Annotated in this window: 13 protein-coding genes; 4 read left to right on the plus strand and 9 right to left on the minus strand. The window is 62.7% G+C overall.

What is annotated here, in order from left to right; all coding sequences use genetic code 11:
• Positions 1-4 precede the first annotated feature (4 nt).
• The 4 genes from ACMUJL_RS13185 to ACMUJL_RS13200 all read right to left on the minus strand — a co-directional run bounded on the left by ACMUJL_RS13185 (position 5) and on the right by ACMUJL_RS13200 (position 12,177).
• Positions 5-8,530, minus strand: coding sequence for a filamentous hemagglutinin N-terminal domain-containing protein (locus ACMUJL_RS13185; protein WP_375573611.1), 8,526 nt, complete (start codon positions 8,528-8,530; stop codon positions 5-7).
• Positions 8,531-9,838: 1,308 nt separating this feature from the next.
• Entirely contained in the window at positions 9,839-10,960 is a 1,122-nt protein-coding gene (locus ACMUJL_RS13190; RefSeq protein ID WP_375573614.1) for a CaiB/BaiF CoA transferase family protein, read from the minus strand.
• Positions 10,957-11,619 (minus strand): DsbA family protein, encoded by a 663-nt coding sequence (locus ACMUJL_RS13195; RefSeq protein ID WP_068291037.1) that lies wholly within the window; start codon positions 11,617-11,619, stop codon positions 10,957-10,959. Before ACMUJL_RS13195 ends, ACMUJL_RS13190 begins: the two co-directional genes overlap by 4 nt.
• Positions 11,620-11,667: 48 nt before the next feature.
• The gene (locus ACMUJL_RS13200) at positions 11,668-12,177 is read right to left on the minus strand and encodes a DUF721 domain-containing protein (RefSeq protein ID WP_068291035.1); all 510 of its coding nucleotides are present in this window, start codon (positions 12,175-12,177) and stop codon (positions 11,668-11,670) included.
• A gap of 82 nt (positions 12,178-12,259) precedes the next feature.
• On the opposite strand from ACMUJL_RS13200, the gene ACMUJL_RS13205 reads away from it, so the two are divergent.
• Together ACMUJL_RS13205 and ACMUJL_RS13210 are read left to right on the plus strand one after the other, a co-directional pair.
• Complete coding sequence (locus tag ACMUJL_RS13205) at positions 12,260-13,348, plus strand: A/G-specific adenine glycosylase (protein ID WP_375573616.1); 1,089 nt, start codon at positions 12,260-12,262, stop codon at positions 13,346-13,348.
• A gap of 27 nt (positions 13,349-13,375) precedes the next feature.
• On the plus strand, positions 13,376-14,518 hold the full coding sequence (locus ACMUJL_RS13210) for an alkane 1-monooxygenase (protein WP_375573618.1): 1,143 nt from the start codon (positions 13,376-13,378) through the stop codon (positions 14,516-14,518).
• A gap of 121 nt (positions 14,519-14,639) precedes the next feature.
• On the opposite strand, the gene ACMUJL_RS13215 is transcribed toward ACMUJL_RS13210, so the two are convergent.
• The 3 genes from ACMUJL_RS13215 to ACMUJL_RS13225 form a co-directional block, all read right to left on the minus strand.
• Positions 14,640-15,755, minus strand: a complete 1,116-nt coding sequence (locus ACMUJL_RS13215; protein ID WP_375573620.1) for a site-specific DNA-methyltransferase — start codon at positions 15,753-15,755, stop codon at positions 14,640-14,642.
• Between the two features lie 87 nt (positions 15,756-15,842).
• Positions 15,843-16,475: a ribonuclease HII gene (locus tag ACMUJL_RS13220; protein ID WP_375573622.1), complete on the minus strand. Its 633-nt coding sequence runs from the start codon at positions 16,473-16,475 to the stop codon at positions 15,843-15,845.
• A 101-nt stretch (positions 16,476-16,576) separates the two neighbouring features.
• The gene (locus ACMUJL_RS13225; RefSeq protein ID WP_375573624.1) at positions 16,577-17,104 is read right to left on the minus strand and encodes a hypothetical protein; all 528 of its coding nucleotides are present in this window, start codon (positions 17,102-17,104) and stop codon (positions 16,577-16,579) included.
• 200 nt (positions 17,105-17,304) lie between these two features.
• Here ACMUJL_RS13225 and ACMUJL_RS13230 point away from each other — a divergent pair, with 200 nt between their 5' ends.
• Both ACMUJL_RS13230 and ACMUJL_RS13235 read left to right on the plus strand, forming a co-directional pair.
• Positions 17,305-17,595, plus strand: a complete 291-nt coding sequence (locus tag ACMUJL_RS13230; RefSeq protein ID WP_068291297.1) for a hypothetical protein — start codon at positions 17,305-17,307, stop codon at positions 17,593-17,595.
• A complete protein-coding gene (locus tag ACMUJL_RS13235; protein WP_068291025.1) occupies positions 17,567-18,271 on the plus strand; it encodes a winged helix-turn-helix domain-containing protein in 705 nt (234 codons plus the stop codon). Before ACMUJL_RS13230 ends, ACMUJL_RS13235 begins: the two co-directional genes overlap by 29 nt.
• 64 nt (positions 18,272-18,335) lie before the next feature.
• On the opposite strand, the gene ACMUJL_RS13240 is transcribed toward ACMUJL_RS13235, so the two are convergent.
• Together ACMUJL_RS13240 and ACMUJL_RS13245 are read right to left on the minus strand one after the other, a co-directional pair.
• Complete coding sequence (locus tag ACMUJL_RS13240) at positions 18,336-19,541, minus strand: winged helix-turn-helix domain-containing protein (RefSeq protein WP_375573627.1); 1,206 nt, start codon at positions 19,539-19,541, stop codon at positions 18,336-18,338.
• A gap of 3 nt (positions 19,542-19,544) precedes the next feature.
• Positions 19,545-20,564, minus strand: a complete 1,020-nt coding sequence (locus ACMUJL_RS13245) for a LacI family DNA-binding transcriptional regulator (protein WP_068291021.1) — start codon at positions 20,562-20,564, stop codon at positions 19,545-19,547.
• Positions 20,565-20,622: the final 58 nt, after the last annotated feature.

Below are 20,622 nucleotides of genomic sequence, written 5' to 3' on the forward strand. Positions count from 1 at the left end.
GCGTCTAATCCGAAATGTCGAGATGGGCGTTGGATGTCCAGCTTGTGGTCGGGTCAAGCCTTTGTTCAAAGTTAGCCTGAACACCCGTTTGTGTATACGGACTGTTTGGCTTCGGGGCTGGTGGCCGATATTGCCGTAACCCATCCGCGCTGATCAACGTCCTGCCATCGCTCGCAACCCTGAAACCCGGGCCAACCCATGCCTCACCCAACTCAGCCGCTTCAGCGCGTGTGGCAGTTCCCAAAAGCGTACGGTTCCCCGAGGGTAGATTCGACGCTTCACGAAGGATGCCGATTCTTTCAGCTTCTGTAAGCGGCCTGACGGAAGGAGAGATATCCGCAACGGTCCGGGTGCCGCCTGACACTTCAACCGTGACTTCCAGAACCTCGTTGCCCGAGCGGATGAAGACCTTTCCGCCCAGTCGCACGAGAGCCCCCGTGGGGATCGCAGAGGCGGCGGCCGTGGCGCAGGCCGCTACGGTCATGTTGGCGGCGCAGGCATAGCCTTCGACGACAAGGCCAAGTGGCGTTGTCAGTTCCAGTGCGGTGACCAGCGAGTTTCCAAGGCTCTGGACATTCGACATGCTCTGGAAGCTTTGCAAGCAGGCATAATCCAGCCTGCCGCTGCAGTTTTGCTGCCCCCATTGCTCGAAGGTCTGGCCAAAAACCATGTGAGCGGGATGGACCACTGCGGTGAAGGACTCGTTAAGCTCCTCCTGCGCAAAGGTAGTGACCTGCCCCATCACGTAGTTCAGGCTGGAAAGCATATCCATCGGCGTGCGCGCCCGGATTGCCCTGATCTCCTGCTCACTCCGGATCATCCGCTGGCGATGGAATTCCCAGCACTCTGCCGTCTGGCATGCCTGCAGTTCGGCCCGGTTGGCAGCAGACAACCCACGATAGCGTTCGACGATGGCGCGCATCTCCGCGTCGCCGCAGTCAGCCCGCAACAGGCACTGCGTCATCTCGGATTCCATCTGGAGAACCTGCACATGCGTCAGGTAGTTGTTGACGATCCCCGACTGCGCGATGGTGCTACCGAAGCTGACGTTGATCGCGTTTCCGCCCGAGAAGACGAAGCCCGACAGCGCGCCCACCAGGGGGGCCAGTTCCAGCTTCTGATCGTCGCTCAGGTTCGATCCGGCCAGCAGGGACTGGCTGACGCCCGCGAAGAAGCCCGCAACGCAATCACCGTCCATGACCTCGATCAGCGCGCAGCCCAGACCGCCATGCAGCAGCAGATGACCCGGAGAGCCTTCCCAGCTGGCATTGCCATGACCCAGTTCGCCGATGCCGAACTGCGCCAGCGCCATGATTTCATTGGTCAGGAAGGACCGGCCCAGCGCGTCGAAACCGGCAAAGGGATCCTGGCCATAGACCACGTTGGTGATGATCTGGCTGGTGATCTGGTCGCCAAAACGGTCCAGGATATTGGCCGGCGCGAAGGTGCCGCGCAGGTCGTTGAGGAAGGGGCTCTGATCGCTGAGGCCTGCGCCCCAGTTGATGTTCTCGGCCACAAGGCTGCTCAGGCTGGCGGACACACCCGACAAAAGCGTGCCACGCAGGATCGCCTCCATGTCCATGTTGCCGGTGATGCCACCTTCGATCACGCCCACCACAAGGTTGGTGGTCGCCGCCTCGACGCCCTTGGCGACAAAGGCGTTCTCGATCCCGAAGTTGATGCCACCCACCGCATAGGCCACCACGGCCTGCAGTAGCGCGCGGAACGCCGGGTTCAGCTGAACCTGCTTGTCGTACCAGGAATGATCGCGCAGCTCGAAGGCGTGATAGGTTGCGCCATAGTCCTGTATCAGCACGTCGAGATAGGCGAACTGTGCGCCATCCGTGGCACCCGGCAGGGTGAAGCTGCGCATGTAGTCGCTGTTCACCGCCTGCGCGGCGTTTTGTGCCGCTGCCGCATCATCGGGCGGGGCAATGCCAAGCATCTCGTTGGAGAACTGCCGTGATCCGATCAGGTTGATGATCTGGCTGTTCAGCGTGGTGCCGCGATAGCCCGCGATATGGGTCTGGCCCGTCACGTTGAAGGTGATGTCCGGCACGAAGATTTCCGGCATCGCAGCGGTTTCACGTTCAAAGCCTGACTGGATCGTGGTGATCGTGATCATGTTGTCGCGGCGCGAATAATAGGTCTGCCGCGCCGAATTGATCACGCCGTTGATCTGCAGCTGCGCCGCCTGGATGACCAGGCTCTGCGCGCGGATCGACCCACCCGTGATGCTCAGCGTGCCCTGGGGCGCGCGAAGGCTCAGCAATTCATCGGCCAGGAAGTCATTGCCGTAGTTGACGAGGATGCTGTTGGTTTCCTCGGTGTCGTCGGACCCGAAAGGAATGAACCAGAAAATGCGCGTGCTGCTGTGGGTTTCTTCCCGTGTGATCGACCGCTCGGCATAGGTGCCTGCCGTGATATTGCCGTTGGGGGTGAACAGCCTGATGTTCCTGGCGTTGAACTCGGTGCCCGCCGACAGGATCGACGCAATCGGCACCGATCCCGGTCCGGTCAGGTTGGTGCCCGTGGCGCGCAGGGTGATGTCGCCGTTCGCCGCACTCAGGACCGACCGCTTGTAGATGTCCTCGGCCGCGTCATACTCGTAACGCGTCGTTCTTTTGTAGAGACCGAAGAGCTTCTTCCGCGTCGTCGTCTGCGTATAGTTGTAGGACCAGAAGCCGGGTGCCGCGACCATGTTGATCCCGGCATTCAGCGCCTCGAGCGTGATGTTCCCATGGCTCGAGGTGACACGCGTTCCGATCAGGTTGACCATGCCGCCGGCGGTGATGTTCAGGTCATTGCGGGCCGAGATCTGGTTCTCGTAGGCGCGCAATTCCGTGATGATGACATTGCCCGCGTTGTGACCGCTGACAACGCCGGTATAGCGGCTGTCGAAATCCCAGCCGACGTTGCCGGGGCGGTTGGTGCGGCCGTTCTCGATATAGATCGGCTCGCTCAGGAAGGTGTTGCCCGCCACGATGTCCAGGCTGCCACCGGAATGGACCTTGCCGGATTTCAGTGTCAGGTCGCGCCCGGCGTAAAGCACCATGCCCGCGCCCTGCGACAGCAGCGGATTGCCCCGCACCCCGGCGGACTGCATGTCCCAGAAGTCGCCGGTATAGGCCGCACCCGGATTGGCCGCGCGCCAGTTGAACGGGTTGAACCGGATCAGCATGTCGCGCCCGGCGCTGTAGGTGATGCCGCGGGCCGAAATGACGTGATCGCGTTGGCGGATGTCCTCGGTGGCCAGCAGGTAGATGTCACGCCCCACAAGGCGGTGACTGCTGTTGACGATGATGGTCTCGGCCTGAACGCTCAGGTGATGGGTCAGATCGCCACTGAACCAGTCGGCGGTATAGAACCAGCCCGCCGTCTGCGACAGTTGCACCTTGTTGCCCGCAGTCACGACCGCGCCGCCGTAATTCTTCAGGAACCGCGCGCCTTCGACATGGGTGATGTTCCCGCCGCGCAGCGTGCCCGAGTTCAGAACCGCATTGGTGCCGGCGCGAATGTAGAGGTCATTCGCCGCGTTGATATTGCCGGTCAGCAGGATGTTGCCCTGCCCGGTGATCAACGACACAGACCCCGCGGCGTTCCAGTTCAACGCCTCGTAGGCATGGCCTGTCGCCTCGTAGATCGACGGCCCCAGCGCGCCGATGCTGCCGGTGCGCAGTTCGACATAGACATCGTTCAGCGCCCCGCCGATCACACCCAGTTTACGGGTGCGGGTCGTGCTGCTGTTCACGCCATCGGGCCGCTGGATGTCATTGGCCACAAGCTGCACAAGCTCGCTGCCCCGCAGCGCGCCCGCCGCAGCGACGATGTCGCCTGCAGCCTCGATCATCAACCGCTGCGTCTGGATGGTCCCATCCACCTCGATGTTGAAATGCGTCGTTCGCAGGGTCACGTCGTTGGTGACCGAGATCCGGTCACGCAGGCCGATGCTGCGCGCCTCGATGGCAAGGCTGCCCCCTGCGACGATGGCCGCAGGCGACCAGACGCCGTCGTTCCGGGCAATCAGGGTGATATCCGGCCCGGTGATCGTCCCGTTGTTGTGGATGGCGCCGTTGATGGCCTGCACGCCAAGCGACTGGTACCCGAACAGGCGTCCGTTGTTCGATACGGCGCCGTTTGCCTGCAACAAGATACGCGGCGCAAGGATTTCAGGGACCGAGCCGTTCACCACGCGGTTGCGGATGTCGCCGCCCGCCGTGACCGAGATATCCTCGCCCCCCCGCAGAAGGCCCTGGTTATCGAACCCTCCGGCGGTTTCGATCACCACATCCTGCCCGCGCAGCACGCCGGAGTTGCCGATGTAGCTGGTGTTCGATTTCAGGCCCAGTTCCTGGCTTGCCGTGATGGACCCCGGGTTGACGATATGTTGCTGCACCAGCGCCGAGATGTTCTGCCCGGCGATCTGGCCATTGTTGGTTGCTTCGCGCGCGACCGACAGGCTTACAAGGTTGGTGCCCTGCGCGGTGCCGATCACACCGTCGTTGCGCAGGCCCCCCGTCATCAGCAGGGCGATCGTCTGCCCCTCGATCCGGCCGCTGGCCCCGTTGACAAGCGACCCGGACAGATCGGCGATATTGGTGACCGTCTGGCCGCGGATCAGCCCGGAGTTCGACACGGAACCGCCGCGCAGGTCGATCGTATCCGCCAAGAGCCGTGCGCCCGCCTCGTTGGCGACAACGCCCGTCGACCGCACATGCAGGTGTTCACCCGATTGCAGAAGTGCATTCGCGCGGTTGTAGAAATTGGCGGTGGTGATCCCGACATAGGTTTCGGCGTTGATCGTGCCGAAATTCTGCATGTTGCGCGACAGGGTGCCGAACAGGCCGAAAACGTTGACGCTGCCGCTGTTGTTGAAGTCGATGCCCCTGACACCCAGCGAGGCCCCGTTGATCACACCCGTCCCCTGGTTGCTGATCCCGGCAGTGGCATAGAGCGTGATCTGCCGCGCGCCATAAAGCGTGCCGGCATTGCTGATCCCGCCTGTCACATTCGCCAGGATCTCGGTCGAATTGACGCTGCCCCCGTTGAAGACCGTGATCCCGCGCGCGGTGATCGACACAAGATCGCGCGCCTCGATCAGCCCGTAATTCGACAGGGCGGCCTCGCTCACCGAAACCGTGAACCGCTCGCCCGCATAAAGATTGCCGAAGGTCGTGGCACGGGTCGCAGCATTCAGCACCACGTTGGTGCCGTACAGGCTGCCCCGGATGTCGAACTCTCTGGAACTTACGGTCAGGTTGCCGCCCGCCACGATCTCGCCGACATGGCCGACCCGGCCACTGGCTGCCGTCAGACGCAGATCACCCGTTGTGAAAACCGACGAGGTGGCCGCACCGGAGATGGCTGACGCCGTCAGCGCGGCGGTCCGCGCCGAAATCGACCCGGCCAGTGTCGTGGTCCCACTTGTGGTCATCGCGATGGAATCGCTGCTGCCCAGAAGACTGCCGGTGAAGCTCTGGAAAGTTCCGGCGGTGATGCGCAGCGCGCCCTCGGCGAAAAGGCTGCCGTACTGGCGATAATCCTGCGCGATGGTCCAGTCGTTGCGCGCGGTTCCCGTCAGCACCGTGTTGGCATAGTTGTGCACGCTGTCCGCGTTCAGCCGCAGCTGGGTCCCGGTCAGATAGGAACCCGTCTGGATCCGCATCGCACCCGCGGTCAGTGACAGCACACCCTCGGTCACCAGCATGCCAGTGTTGGACAGACCGCCACGGATGATCACCGTCTGGCCGGTCGCAGGATCCACGCTGCTGCGCTGCGCGGCCAGTGTCAGGGCCGTCACGGATTGCAGAAGACCGGTGTTGCTGATCGTGCCCGACGCGATCGAGATTCCGCCGCTGGCCTGAAGCACGCCGGTATTGGTGAAACTGACCGGCAGCGTGAAACGATCCGTCGCCGCGATCGCTATGGCATTGCGGTTGGTGAAGCTCTGCATCCCGCCGCCGACGCGCATGTAGCCGCCAAGCGACACGAGCCCGTCATTGGTAAAGCTGCCCGCCGCCGTGACAAAGCCCGCTCCCGCGGCCTGGATCACGCCGGCCGATCCGACGGCGATACTGGTGCCGCCTGTCAGGTTGACGGTCGTTCCTGCCCGGATGGTGCCATTGATGACCAGCGCGCTTGGCCCCGAAATCGTGACCGCACCCCCTGCAATCACGCTTCCCTGCAGGGTCAGGTTCTGGAACCGCAGCACGACATTGCCGGTGGTGGCCAGCGTCTGGGTCTCGTCCTCGGGACGCAGGCCCGCCATCAGGACACTGCCCGCATGGAATTGCCCGCGTGCGGTGCTGCTGCCCGTATTCGCGATCTCGATGAAACCTTGCGTGGCGAAAACGCCCGAGTTGTCGAACAACTCGATATTGTCGCGCCGCCGGAACGAGTTGACCAGGTACACCTCGCCCGAGTTCACGATGGTCGCGCTGCGGATATCGCCGGTCACGGCACGCAACACGGCATCCCCGCCGATATTGTCGAAGCGCGGCGAGGTCACCAGCAGGCTGTTGTCGGCCAGCAGCAGACCGCGGTTCTCGACACGCAGGTCCGAATGCAGCACGGCATTGCCATAGCTGGCGATCGTGCCGCTGCTTGTCAGCAGGTTTGTCGCCCGCAGCGACATGGATCCGCCCGCCGTGATCACGCCCGCATTGGTCAGGTCGCTGGTCAGCGCAACGAGGCTTGTCTCGACAGCAAGGTTGCCGTTGTTCGTGAACTGCCCCGCGTTGATCTGCAGACTGCCAGCCGATGTCATCACGCCGGCATTCGTCAGGGTGCCCGTGACAGTCAGGATGCCGCTGTCGCGCAGACGCAGCGCCGCAGCGCCAGTGTTGAGAATGCTCGGCGCGGTGATCGTGGCGCGGATCGCCTGAAGCAGCCCCTCATTGCGGAACTGCGTCCCTGCCACCAGTGTGGCCGCCCCTTCGGAAAGGATGGCGCCCGCATTGTGCAACACGGCTGACGTCGTGATGCCGACACTGTCGGACAGGATCGTGCCGGTCGCGTTGTTGAACAGCGACGCCACGTTCAGCGCCAGGCTTTCCGTGCCAAAGATCACACCCGAATTGTGCAGATCCCGCCCGAAGGTCAGGTTCAGCCGCGTATCGCGAATGATCCCGCCCGCCTCGTTGAACAGGTGACCCGCAAAGCTGATGTTGGACAGCTGTCCCGCCTCGAGGTCGGCGCTGTTGGTGAAGTTGCCCGAAGCCGTCACCGCAAGGGTGCTGTCTTCGCCGACATTGCGCCCCTCGACATAGACATTCTCGCCCAGGCTGAAATGATGGGTGCTGATGTTGAAGTTCTGGCCGCTGAAGACCGCCGCGTTGCGCAGCGCGAAAGCGCCGCTGCCCGGCACCACGACCATGCGATTGGCAACAACCGTCGAATCCTGCAGCGTGATCGTGCCCCGACCACCGACCGAGAAATCGCCCGCCGCCGTGCCATAACCACCAAAACTCAGGCTGTTGCGCCCGTAGAGCGTCGCATTCGCGCCGGATTGCAGAACGCCGTCGAACTGCAAGTCCCTGTTGCGCGCATTAAGGTTAACGCCAGTCTGACCAAAAAGCCCCGAGTCGGTGTCCACGGTCAGGTTGTTGCGGGCCGAAGCCGCAACATCCCGTGTCGCTGACACGATGTCGCGCTCAAGCGTCAGGTCGCCTGCGTTCGACTGCACGATGGCGCGCCCCTGCGCGGCAACGGTGCGCACGGTCGTGTTGCCTTCTGCGGTGATCTGCACATCGCCGACGGTTGATTGCACCGCGCCCAGCGTCCGCACGCCAAGGCCCGCCTCGTTCCCGATGATCTGGATGCGCCCGGCGGTCATTGCGCCGAATTCGGTTCCGTCGATGACAAGATCTGGCGCGGTGCCTGACCCGGCCAGATTCGCGATGCGCCGCTTGTTGGTCAGGTCATATTGCTGCGCGCCGCCCAGCACGGTGATCCCGTCGATTGCACTCACCTGGCCATCGATGACCACGGTGCGGCCGATCAGGTTGACCTCGGGCAGACCGCCGCCCGGCGCGGTCGCGCCCCGCAGGCCATTGCGGCCGATCGTGACGGTGCCTCGGGTTACATCCAGACGGATATTCCCGCCCGAGATGACAGGCACACCCGTTGTCAGCGTGGCCGACCCCGCATTGATGAAATTGCAGCCGTTGCAGTTGATGCCATTGGGGTTCGCGATGATGACCCCGGCCCTGTCCCCGGCAACCTCGACCGATCCGTTGAGGGCCGTTGTCCGGGTCGAGGTAACCTCGTTCACGATGGTCGTGGCCGTGCCGGTCGCAAGGTTGGGGTTCCCGGCGATGTTTCCGGCGACGCTGGTGCTGGCAGGGCCCTGCGAGTTGTTCAGCACGACCCCGCGCGAGGTCACGTCGAAGCGTTCGTACCTGTTGTGGGACACACCGCCTTCGTTGGGCCGCGCGATATCCACGACTTGGGGCCGCGTGCTGCGTTGCAGGGTCGGTGCGAATCCCACGTTCCCGTTGGGATCGATGATGATTTCCTGGGCATAAGCCACCTGCGCCAGAATCGGCTGGAAGGTGACTGCAAGACAGACAACGAGCGTAAATGCTTGTTTTGACTTGCGGAAAAAATACCGCCCAAAGGACGACCCACTACGGGAACCGGAAAAACGCACCATGGCCAACCACTTAACAACACTGACTACAGATCTTGGCTAATGAGCGTTTGTAAAATACTCAAGAAAAATTGTTCGGGCGTGATCTGCGAATGGCTTGGCAATCATCTGCGGCGATCGAGGTTGCTTGTTCACGACAATGACCGAACCTCGCAAAAAGTCCGCGCCTTTGCAGAAAGTACGCGCCTTTCATCGTTCCCAAAATACTCGAAATCCGGCGCTAATCATGGGCGCAGACGGCGGGGACAGCTGACTGCCCTCGCCGTCGGGACGAACCTCGGGCCTATTTCAAGGCCCTCTCAGGGAAGAGGCATCACCCTCCGCAGGCGGTGTTGCCTGCCGACCTCATGCTGCTCCAGTGATAAGCGAAGGTGTCCGCCAAACCACAACCAGCAGCCCATTTGCCGTCGCGGGTCGCGATGCATTTCTGGACACCAACATTCGGACCTTTCGTGCACATGACCTGAACGGAACTCCCGTTTGTTTCGAGTACGCGAAAACAGGTATCCGACGAAAAACAGGACGCATTTGGGTTGAAAGTGACCGGTACGCGCGGACGTGCGGCAGCCTCGCGGCGGGCCTGCTCTCGCGCGGCTCTGTTTTCACGCACCCGGGCCTGGGTGATGTGATCAAAGTTCCAGTCTGTTCTGCCCGCAACCTGATTGACCGGGACACAGGCCTCGTCAGACCGGGTAATCCGACCGCTGCTGCTGGGGCGGGCGTTCTTCCTGTGGTCTATATGCCAATGAATGGTGCGGGGGCCATAAACTGCATTTGAAAACAGGTGTCTGTCCATGACCAGTCTGGGCCCGGACATGCGGTATGACACCCCGTATCGACCATCGACCATACGATAAGCACCAGAGCCTGACTGCTGATCATGCGTTTGGCGCACAATCTCTTCTGCTTCGGCTTTGGTCCGGGCAAACCCGACAATGTGATAGCATCTGCCGAAAGCCGCTTCGAACTCCTGTTCGCTTGGACAGGCTGCCTGGCTGCGCCCTGATGCAGTGCTGGCCCCGCATTTCTGTGGTCGACGCAGAATTGCCGCTTGCGCCGCTGTCGTCGCTCCTTGGGCAGAAGCCTGTCCTCGCCACAAAGCGTTAAAAAGTGGTAAATCCTTATTTTTAAGCCTCTGATTAAAAAGGATTAAAAATATGGCCCGCGATGGGACAGACTGCCTTCGTCCTAGCTTGGGTTGTCCTGGCCCAGTTTCGGCGCGGGCCAGTCCAGCGCCAGCTCGGCATCCGAGAACCGGATCGGCCCCCGCACGCCCGGAATGCCGCCCGGTGCGATCTTCATGCCTCGTGCGATCACCTGCGGATCGGCAAAGACCTCGGCCATGTCATTGATCGGTCCCGCCGGAATGCCGCTTGCCTCGCATCCAGCCAGCAGGTCGGCCTTGCTGCGCTTTGCGGTCTCGGCGCTCAACAGCCCGATCATCTCGGGCCGGTTCGCGACCCGGTCGGCATTCTTCAGAAACTTCGGATCGGTCGTCATCCAGTCCAGCCCCAGCAACTGACACAGGCGCTGGTATTGCCCGTCATTGCCGGTGGCGATGATGATATGCCCGTCGGCGCAATCGAACACCTGGTAGGGGGTCAGGTTGGGGTGATAATTCCCCGTGCGCCCCGGCGGCGTGCCCGTGGTCAGATAGTTCATCGCCTGATTGGCCGTGACCGACACGGCCACATCCATCAGCGCCATGTCGATCTGCTGCCCACGCCCTGTGCGGCTGCGCTGGTAGAGCGCGGCAAGGATGCCCGCCACGGAATAGACGCCCGTGAAAATATCCGTGACCGCCACGCCCACGCGCTGCGGCTGTCCGTCAGGTTCGCCCGTGATCGACATCAGCCCGGACATGCCCTGGATGATATAGTCATAGCCCGCGCGATGCGCATAGGGCCCGGTCTGACCGAACCCGGTGATCGAGCAATAGATCAGCCCCGGATTGATCTTGGACAGGCTGTCATAATCCAGCCCGTATTTGACAAGGCCGCCAAGCTTGAAGTTCTCGATCAGGATGTCGGCGTCGCGCACCAGTTCGCGCACCTTCTCCTGCCCCTCGGGCGTGCGGAAATCCACCGTGACGCTGGATTTGCCACGGTTGCAGGAATGGAAATAAGAGGCGGACTTGTCCCCCTCGCGCTCGATGAAAGGGGGGCCCCACTGCCGGGTATCGTCACCCTCGGGCGCCTCGACCTTGATGACCTCGGCGCCCAGATCGGCCAGCGTCTGTCCGGCCCAGGGGCCGGCCAGGATGCGCGCCAGTTCAACGACCTTCAGGCCGGCAAGCGGTGCTTCGGTCATTCGCCCAGTTTCTCGTCCAGGATTGCCTTGAGGTCGGCATAGGCCATGTTCGAATGCTTTTCGCCATCGATGATCAGGGTCGGCGTGGAATTCACGTCATCCGCCTGGGCATTGGCCTGATACCACGCCACAAGCGCCTGTGCATTCGCGTTGTCGGCAAGACACGCCTCGAGCTGGTCATTCTCGAGACCCGCCACACGGCCGATCCGGCGCAGGTTTTCCGCGATCAGCGCCGGATCGCCACCGCCTGCGATCCATTCGGACTGCTGTCCGTAAAGCAGGTCGGCAATTCCGAAGAACTTGGAGGCATCGCAACGCGCAACCATCGCAGCCCACAGCCCGAAACGGTCAAAATAGACGTCGCGATAGATGAAGCGTACCTTTCCGGTATCCACGTATTCGGCCTTGAGCTGCTTCAGCGGGCCATTGTGGAAACTGGCGCAATGCGGGCAGGTGAACGAGGCGTATTCGACCAGTGTGATCGGTGCATCTTCCGCGCCCATCACCATCTCGACAACGCCGGAGGTGTCGATATCGGCGGATTGCGCATTGGCGACGCCAAGGTCCGGCATGCCTCCGGTGGTCGTGCGGGTCAGTGACCAGCCGCCAGCGGCCATGGCCAATGCGGAAATGCCGATCAGAGCGGTTCTACGATTCATTTCTGTCACCTTTCCTTCGAGGATTGCAGGGTCATGATGCCGGCAACCTCAGTGTTTCGTCTTGGATAGAACGTTCCGCGCGAGGGATTCAATCGCTGCGCGCAGTTTTTCGTCGCCCACCCCTTCGGCAACGGCAGCCGCCGTTCTTGCCACCACGGGATCCTGCGGCGGGGGGGTAAAGGGTTTGGGGGCGTGGCTGAAGTCTGCCTGCCCCTCGGCAAATCCGGTGGGGGCGGTCTGCGTGATCCGGATCCGCGCAATGGCGTTGTAGCCATAAACCGCGTTCACCTTTTCCCGCAGCCGTTCCTTCTGCATTTCCAGCATCGGGGCCTGCGCACCCGTGGTCAGCACGGACAGCGTGGCGCCCATTCCCTGCCGTCCGTAGGACACATCGACAGGCCGGGCGATCCGGGCGATATCCTCGCCCACGATGTCGGGCCAGTGGGTCAGCAGGCGGGTGACCGCGAAACCGCGCGATTCACCGGCACGTCTGATCTGCCCCTGAAGCAGGGTTGCCGCGCGTGTGAATTGCTGTGCTGTCGGTCGCCGTGCGGCCATGTCTTGCATCCTTCGCTCTGGACCTATTCTAGTGGGCATATGCACCGATGCCAGCCAATAAGCGGATCAAGAGGTATAAACATTGCGTGACGCGTCACAGCCGAAAGATCGGGCAGAGGCCCTGCCTGCCAGCTTGCTGGACTGGTACGACCGCCATGCCCGCGCATTGCCCTGGCGCGTCCCGCCCGAGGACAGCCGCGCGGGTGTCAGGCCTGATCCCTACCGGATCTGGCTGTCCGAGGTGATGCTGCAGCAGACGACGGTGGCGGCGGTCAAGGACTACTTCCACCGCTTCACCACCCGCTGGCCCACTGTGGCCGATCTGGCCGCCGCCGAGGATGCCGAGGTCATGGGCGAATGGGCGGGTCTTGGATATTATGCGCGGGCCCGGAACCTGCTGAAATGCGCACGGGCCGTGGTGGCGGATCACGGCGCCGTCTTTCCCGACACCCGCGATGCCCTGCTGACGCTGCCCGGCATCGGGCCCTATACCGCTTCGGCCATCGCGGCGATCGCATTCGCCCGGCCGGAAACCGTGGTCGACGGCAATGTCGAACGCGTCACGGCCCGGCTGTATGACATCCACACGCCGCTACCCGGTGCCAAGCCCGAACTGACCGCCGCAGCCGCCGCGCTGACGCCAGCCAAACGGCCCGGCGACTATGCGCAGGCTGTCATGGACCTGGGCGCCACCATCTGCACCCCGCGAAACCCCGCCTGCGGCATCTGTCCCTGGCGCGATCCCTGCCGCGCGCGGGCCGCAGGCACGGCCGCTGACCTGCCCCGCAAGACCCCGAAAAAGGCGCAGCCCGTCCGGCGCGGCATCGCTTATGTGGCGCGGCGGGATGACGGTGCATGGCTGCTGGAACGACGCCCTGATCGCGGGCTTCTGGGCGGCATGCTGGGCTGGCCCGGAAGCGACTGGATCGAGGGCGCGCCAACCGAAGCCCCGCCGGTAAAGGCGGATTGGCGCCCTCTTGGTGCCGAAGCGCGTCACACCTTCACCCATTTTCACCTGCTGCTGGAGATCCGGATCGCGATCCTTCCGCAAGACGCGCGCCCCGAACATGGCGAATTCCTTGATACCGCCGCCTTTCGGCCATCGGATCTGCCCACGGTCATGCGTAAGGTCTTTGACCTTGCAAGACCCGCCTTCGACACTGTTATGTAACCCGTGAACCATTTGACCGAGCCACGCATGCCCCAGTTCATCCCTGACGATCAGGCCCTCCGCATCACGCGCGCCCTTCCTTTCTGGATGTCGCTGATGCTGATACCCATCGCCTGGCTGGGGGCGACGCAAGGGGGCTGGACGGTCATCCTTCTGCCGATCGTGACATGGTATTTCTTCACATTGCTGGATGCGCTGCTGGGCCTGAACACGGACAACGCGGATCCCGCGATCGAAGAGGGCAGGTTGACGTGGTACCGGGCGATCACCCTCATCTGGGCCCCGGCCCAGTTCGTGACGCTGTTCGGCCTGATCTGGTACGTGACCCATACGGGCCATCTGTCGAGCCTGGAAAAGATCGTGCTGTTCTTCGGCGTCGGCGTGATCACCGGGACCGTTGGCATCAACTACAGCCACGAACTGATGCATCAGAAGAACAAGACCGAGCGGACGCTGGGCGATCTGCTGCTGGCGATGGTGCTTTATTCGCATTTCAGGTCGGAACATCTGCTGGTGCATCACCGCTATGTCGGCACGCCGCGCGATCCGGTCACCGCGCGCTACAACGAGGGCTTTCATCGCTTCTTTCCGCGCGTGCTGCGGCAATCGCTGACCTCGGCCTTCAAGGCGGAACGCGAGATGCTGGCGCGGCGCGATCTGCCCTGGACGGACCTGTCGAACCCCTTTTTCCGCTACTGGGCGCTGCAGGGTGCGATGCTGCTGCTGGCGGTCGTGCTGGGTGGCTGGGCGGGGCTGGCCCTGTTCCTGTGGCAGGCCTGGATCGCGATCTGGCAACTGGAGCTGGTCAATTACATCGAACACTATGGCCTGACCCGCAAGCATCTGGGTGACGGCAAGTATGAGCATGTCAAACCGCAGCATTCCTGGAACGCCGCGCAAAAGGCGTCGAACTGGTTGCTGATCAACCTGCAACGCCATTCGGACCACCATTACAAACCCGACCGGCGTTTTCCCTTGCTGCAGAACTATACCGATGCCGAGGCGCCGCAACTGCCCCATGGCTACCCGCTGATGACCATGGCGGCGATGGTGCCGCCGGTCTGGCGCCGCATCATGAATCCGCGCGTTCGCCGCTGGCGCGAGATGTATTACCCCGAGATCACGGACTGGAAGCCCTACAACAAGGCGCTTAACCCGCACCCGCGCTGAAGGCAGCCGGGGGAACCTCGCCCCGTCACATAAAAAAGCTCCGCCGTAATATGGCGGAGCAGTATGGTGTTCATGAAGTCAGGCCATGAACACCGGCGGTGTTCGCATAGTCCTGTCAGGATCAGCTGGGGCCGTTTTCCATCTCGGCCCGGATCTGCTGGCGCAGAAGGTCGATCGGGATGGTCTGGCCATCGCGACGGAAGCACCAGTAGGTCCAGCCGTTGCAGCTGGGCGCGCCTTCCAGATGGGCGCCAACCTGGTGAATCGATCCCTTGATATCATCGCCGATCAGCGTGCCATCGGCGCGCACCTTGGCCTTGAAGCGGCCATTCATCGACCACAGCTCTTCGCCGGGGCGCAGCATGCCGCGTTCGACCAGCTGGCCGAAGGGTATGCGCGGTTCTGCCCGCTTGGACGCCGAGACCTGCAGGGCCTCGCGGTCGAACTTGCGGATATTGGACAGGCGTTTCTCGGCGACGCGGCGATAGGCCTCTTCGCGTTCGATCCCGATGAATTCGCGGCCCAGCATCTTGGCCACGGCCCCGGTCGTGCCGGTGCCGAAGAACGGGTCCAGCACCACATCGCCCGGATTGGTCGACCCGACCAGCACCCGGTGCAGCAGGCTTTCGGGCTTTTGCGTGGGATGGGCCTTGTCGCCGTTGTCATCCTTCAGACGCTCATGTCCGGTGCAGATCGGCAGCACCCAGTCACTGCGCATCTGCACGCCGTCATTCAGCGATTTCAGCGCCTCGTAGTTGAAGGTGTACTTGGCACCTTCCGACTTGCTGGCCCAGATCATCGTCTCATGGGCATTGGTAAAGCGCTTGCCACGGAAGTTCGGCATCGGGTTCGACTTGCGCCAGACCACGTCGTTCAGCAGCCAGAAGCCCGCGTTCTGCATCGCCGCACCGACGCGGAAGATGTTGTGATAGGATCCGATCACCCAGATCGCGCCATTCGGCTTGAGCAGGCGGCGCGCCGCCGTCAGCCAGTCCTGCGTGAACCGGTCATAGGCGGCGAAGCTGTCAAACTGGTCCCAGTGGTCATCCACGGCATCGACACGGGAATTGTCCGGGCGGTGCAGATCACCTTTGAGCTGCAGGTTATAGGGGGGATCCGCGAAGATTAGATCAACCGAGCCTTCAGGAAGGCTGTTCATCACCTCGATGCAGTCGCCTGCGATGATCGTGTTGAGCGGCAGCTTTGCTGCGCCCTTGGTATCTGTCTTTGTCGTCATTCTCTGCCTCTGCCCCGGCGCTTTTTGCGCTCTGTGGTTGGGTCAAAGATGAGTCAAAGGCGATTCGCGGTCAATTTCTTTTTTAAATCAGTCACTTACATTTTTAGGTTGATACAAGATATTGTGCACGGGCTTGAAAGAACGCCTATGGTGAGGGGTCACACCAAGATCTTGCAGCGCCGATCTGTGACTTTTTGACGGATAGCCCGCATTCGCCTCCCAGCCATAGCCGGGGAACTGTTGCGCCAAATCCCACATGATCGCATCGCGTGTGATTTTCGCCACGATCGAGGCCGCTGCGATGGACAGGCTGCGGGCATCCCCCTTCACGATGGCCGTCGCGGGAAGGGTCAAGCCGCGCGGGATCAGGTTGCCGTCGATCAGCACATGATCGGGTGGCCGCGCCAATCCGGCAATCGCGCGCTCCATCGCAAGATGGCTGGCGCGCAGGATGTTGAGATCGTCGATCTCCGCCACGCTGGCATGGGCGATGGACACCTCGGCGCTGGTCATGATCGCCTCGCGCAGCGCCTCGCGCCGCCTTGCGGTCAATAGCTTGGAATCGTTCAGCCCTTCGGGCAGGCCCGCGGGATCCAGGACCACGGCCGCCGCCGTCACCGGACCCGCCAGCGGTCCGCGCCCGACCTCGTCGACACCGGCGATCCGGGTCAGGCCCTGCGCGATCAGCGCATCTTCAAAGCTGAAATCCGGTCCGTTCATGACCTGTCAGAAACCGCAGATCGGCCCGATTGGCAATGGAAAAGGGGGCCATCCGGATGGCCCCCTGTCCTGACCTGTGCAAAAGGCCGGGATGATCCGGTTCAACGCCGGGCGATGGAATAGCCCGCACGCGACAGGCATCTTGCGTCATACCCGCTGCGCCAGCCCCGATGCGACTGGAAATCGACGACGCAGGATTGCGGCAGGTACTGCGCGCCCCGGAAGTTGTTCTGCAGGCAACGCTGCCCCAGCACATTGACCGCACGACCGCGCCGGTCCTCGACCGTTTGCAGGCAGACCGCAGGCAGGCTCTTGCGCGCCACTCGATCCGGCAGCGGGCGCGGGGCCAGGTGACGACCACCATGCCATTCCTGTTGCGGCTGGACGTAGCCATGTTGCGGCTGGACGTAGCCGTGTTGCCGGCCATGGTCATAGCCCGTATCGCGGCTGCCCACCTGCGGCGCGTCCTTCTTGCGCTTGTCGTTCAGCGCATTTGCGATGATGGCGACCGCCGCGATCCCGGCGATGGCCTGTGCAAGCTCGCGCCCGTCGGCCCGCGCCGGCGCGGCATTGAACCCGGTGATGACGATCGCCGCCGTGAGAACCGAGGCGATGAATTTCCGTGCCATGCGTCTTCCTTTCCGTTTCTGTGATCTCCAAGCGGATGATCGTGAGAGGTGATGGCGTTCCGGCTATCTGGCGGATCGCATGGCCAAGACTGGGGCGCCGGGTCAAGGACAGGCAATATCGTCGCCCGGTTATCCGATAACAGGCGGTCCCGATGCGCGGCGTTATTGAATATCCGGACATGTCGGCGCATCTTCATCGCATGAAAAACGCACGCTTTCCCCTGATCGCCGCCCTTCTGCTGGGATTTGCTTCCAGCGCAAGCGCCGCTGACTGCTATGCCGACTACAAGGCCAAGCGCGACAATCCGCTGCGGTTGCACTACGGTGTTGCGCAGATTGCCGGGACCTGTTCACAGGATCAGGCGCGGACAGAGATCGCCGCGCGCCTTGAAAGGAATGGCTGGACATTGCTGAACGTTCTGTCCCTGTTCGACGCCTCTGGCCTGGAAGAAAGAAAGCGCAGTGCAGGACAATATTACCTCCGCTTCTGAGGCCCGGCGCGCGGGCAATCGCATCGTCACCCTCGGCCTTGCCGGGATAGTCGCGATTCTCGGCATTACCGCCGTCCTGCTGTTTCGCAACCTGCCGGATGCCGATGCCTTCAACCGAAAGGTCGAGGCCCTGTTCGTCGCGAATGACGACCTGACCACCGAAGCCGAGATCAAGCTGCTGGAAATCCTTGCCCAAAGCGGCACGGCATTCTCGGAAACGCTGGCCTCCTACCGGGTGGCGATCTTCGTCCTGCTGGTCTTTGCCAGCGCCCTTCTGATCGCGGCACTTGCCCTGCTTGCGATGCTCGTGGGCTTGAACCGGCGTATGGCGCAGATCGAAAGCTCGGGCATCCAGGTCTCATCCCTGCTGATCAGCCGCGAGGAGAATACGGTCTATCTGAACAACATGGGTTTCAAGCTGACAGATGCGGCAATGGAAACCCTGTCTGTTCTGGCCGAGGCGCGGCTGGATGACGATGTGCTGAGCGGGGCCGAGATCGAGGCGATCGTTTCGGGCCGCAGCGCCGCCGATTGCGACGAAGCGGCAGGCGCCACCCGGATCAAAAGACTGCGCGACACGCTGGGCAACCAGATGGTCAGCGAGCTGCTGGTCAAGAACATCGCGCGACGCGGCTACATGCTGGCGGTGGACAAGGACGTGATCAAGGTTCTCTAGTCACCGCCGCCTGTTTCTTCTTGCTTCAAATATCCAAAAAACCGCTCTGTACCGCAGCGCAGGATCAGACAGACTTGCGCCGCCAGCCATCCAGCCATTCCACGCGGTCACAGCCAGCAAAGCGGGCGACGCGGTGCAATTCGGCTTCAAGCCGCGCCTGTCGGCCCTTTCCCCATGCGATGCCTCGCTCGGGCCACAAGGCCCTCACGCGCAGGGTGCCTTCGTGGCGATAGGCCTTCATGTCGATCCGGCCAACAAGACGATCGGCCTCGAACAGGGGAAAGACATAATACCCATAGATGCGTTTCGCGGCCGGGGTGAACACTTCGATCCTGTAGTGGAAGCCGAACAGCCGTTCCGCCCGCTTGCGGTCACGCAGGGCCGGGTCAAATGGGCTGAGCACCCGCAAACGCCCCGTGGGCATCGGCGCCGCCGTTGCGGCCTCAATCACGTCTGGTCGCGCAAAGGCGCGGCGGTGGCCGCCATCCATGGACTCGACCTCGATCTCGATCAGGGCATCGGCGCGCATCTGATCATGGCACCATTCCCGTGCCTCGGCCGGGGTGACGGTGGCCCAGAATGCCGCAAGCTCCCCCGGCGTGGCAAACCCCAGGCGATCCATCGCGGCGGAACAGCACCAGTCGATGGTTTCCGCGGCATCAGGGTGCCGAGACCGCAGGTCGGCGGGGATGACCCGTTCGGCCAGGTCATAGTATTTCTGAAAACCCGTCCGGCCCGTGACCGCAAGGTCGCCGCTGCGCCAGAGGTATTCCAGCGCGGTCTTGTCCGGGTGCCAGTCCCACCAGCCTGTCGTCTTGCGCGGCGCATCGCCCCTCAGATCGGCGGAACAGACCGGGCCGTGCTGGCGGATATGCGCAAGAACCGCCTCTGTGCGCGCGATGAAATCGTGGCGGTGCCATCTTTCCCAGCGCCCCCGCAAGGCTTCGGCATCGCGGGCAAAGCGCAAGTGCCAATGCGGATAGAACGCGGTCGGAATCACGGCGGCATCATGGGTCCAGTGTTCGAAAAGCCGGCGCTCTGCGCCCAGCAGACGATCCAGATCTGCGGGCCTGTAGGACGGACAGCGGGCGAAGAGGATCATGTGATGGGCGCGTTCCACCGTGGCAATGCTGTCCAGCTGAACGAACCCCAGCTGCGCGACAAGCTCTGACAGGCCTTCAAGGCCACGCGCGGGCACAGGTGCCGACAGCGCATGGCGTTCCAGAAAAAGACGCCTTGCGAGGGGATTGGACAGACGCGGCGTGGCCATGGGTCAAGGCCGGCGCAGCGTGTCACCGTAGCTGATCTGCGGCTTGAGCACGACCGAGGTTTCGGCCTCCTCGTCGCGCGTGCGCGCCACGATGATTTCGGCGGCGCGGCGCCCTATCTCGGCGCGGCATGCATCCATCGTGGCAAGGCGACGTGGCAGGCCTTGCAGCAATTCCACGCCATTGAAGCCGGCAAGACCGATCCGGTTCGGGATGTCATATCCCTGCTCCAGCAGCCACAGCAGACCGCCTGCACCGATCATGTCATTGGAAAAATACAGAAAATCCAGATCAGGCGTGCGCGTCAGCATCGCTTGCGTCATCTCGCGCCCCTTGGCCAGGGCAGATCCACCGGAATAGAACTCGTGATCAGCCATCTCGACCCCGCCCTTGGCCAGCGCCTGGGTAAAGCCCTCGAACCGCTTGCGCGCCCGGTGATCCAGCGGCATCTGCGTGCCCAGAAACCCGATCCGCCGGTACCCGCCCGCCAGGATCGCCTCGGCCATCTCGCGCCCGGCACGACGATGGGAAATGCCCACCATCGCATCCACTGGCGTGCCATCGGTATCCATGATCTCGACCACGGGAATGCCCGAGGCCCGCATCATCGCGCGCGAGGCATCTGAATGCTCCAGCCCTGCGATTATCACGCCCGAAGGCCGCCATGACAGCATCTCGTAGAGGACTTTTTCCTCTTTCTCGGGCAGGTAATCCGTCACCCCGACAACGGGCTGCAGATCGGTGCCCTCCAGCACGCGGCTGATCCCGGTCATCACCTCGGGAAAGACCATGTTGGACAGTGACGGGATGATCACGGCCACAAGGTTGACCCGCTGGCTGGCCAGCGCGCCCGCGATCTTGTTGGGCACGTAGCCCAGGGCCTTGGCGGCGCGCAGCACCTTGTCACGCGTCGCATCGGATACATCGCCGCGATTTCGCAGAACGCGGCTGACGGTCATTTCAGAAACCCCGGACGCCTCGGACACGTCGCGCAGGGTCAGCGGGCGGTGATCGTTGCGGCTCAAGCTGGCGTTTCCTGAATGACCTCTTGGGGCAACCTTGCGACAAGCGTCGGCCTTGTTC

It is taken from the genome of Seohaeicola sp. (genome assembly GCF_048006315.1).
GTDB lineage: Bacteria > Pseudomonadota > Alphaproteobacteria > Rhodobacterales > Rhodobacteraceae > Seohaeicola.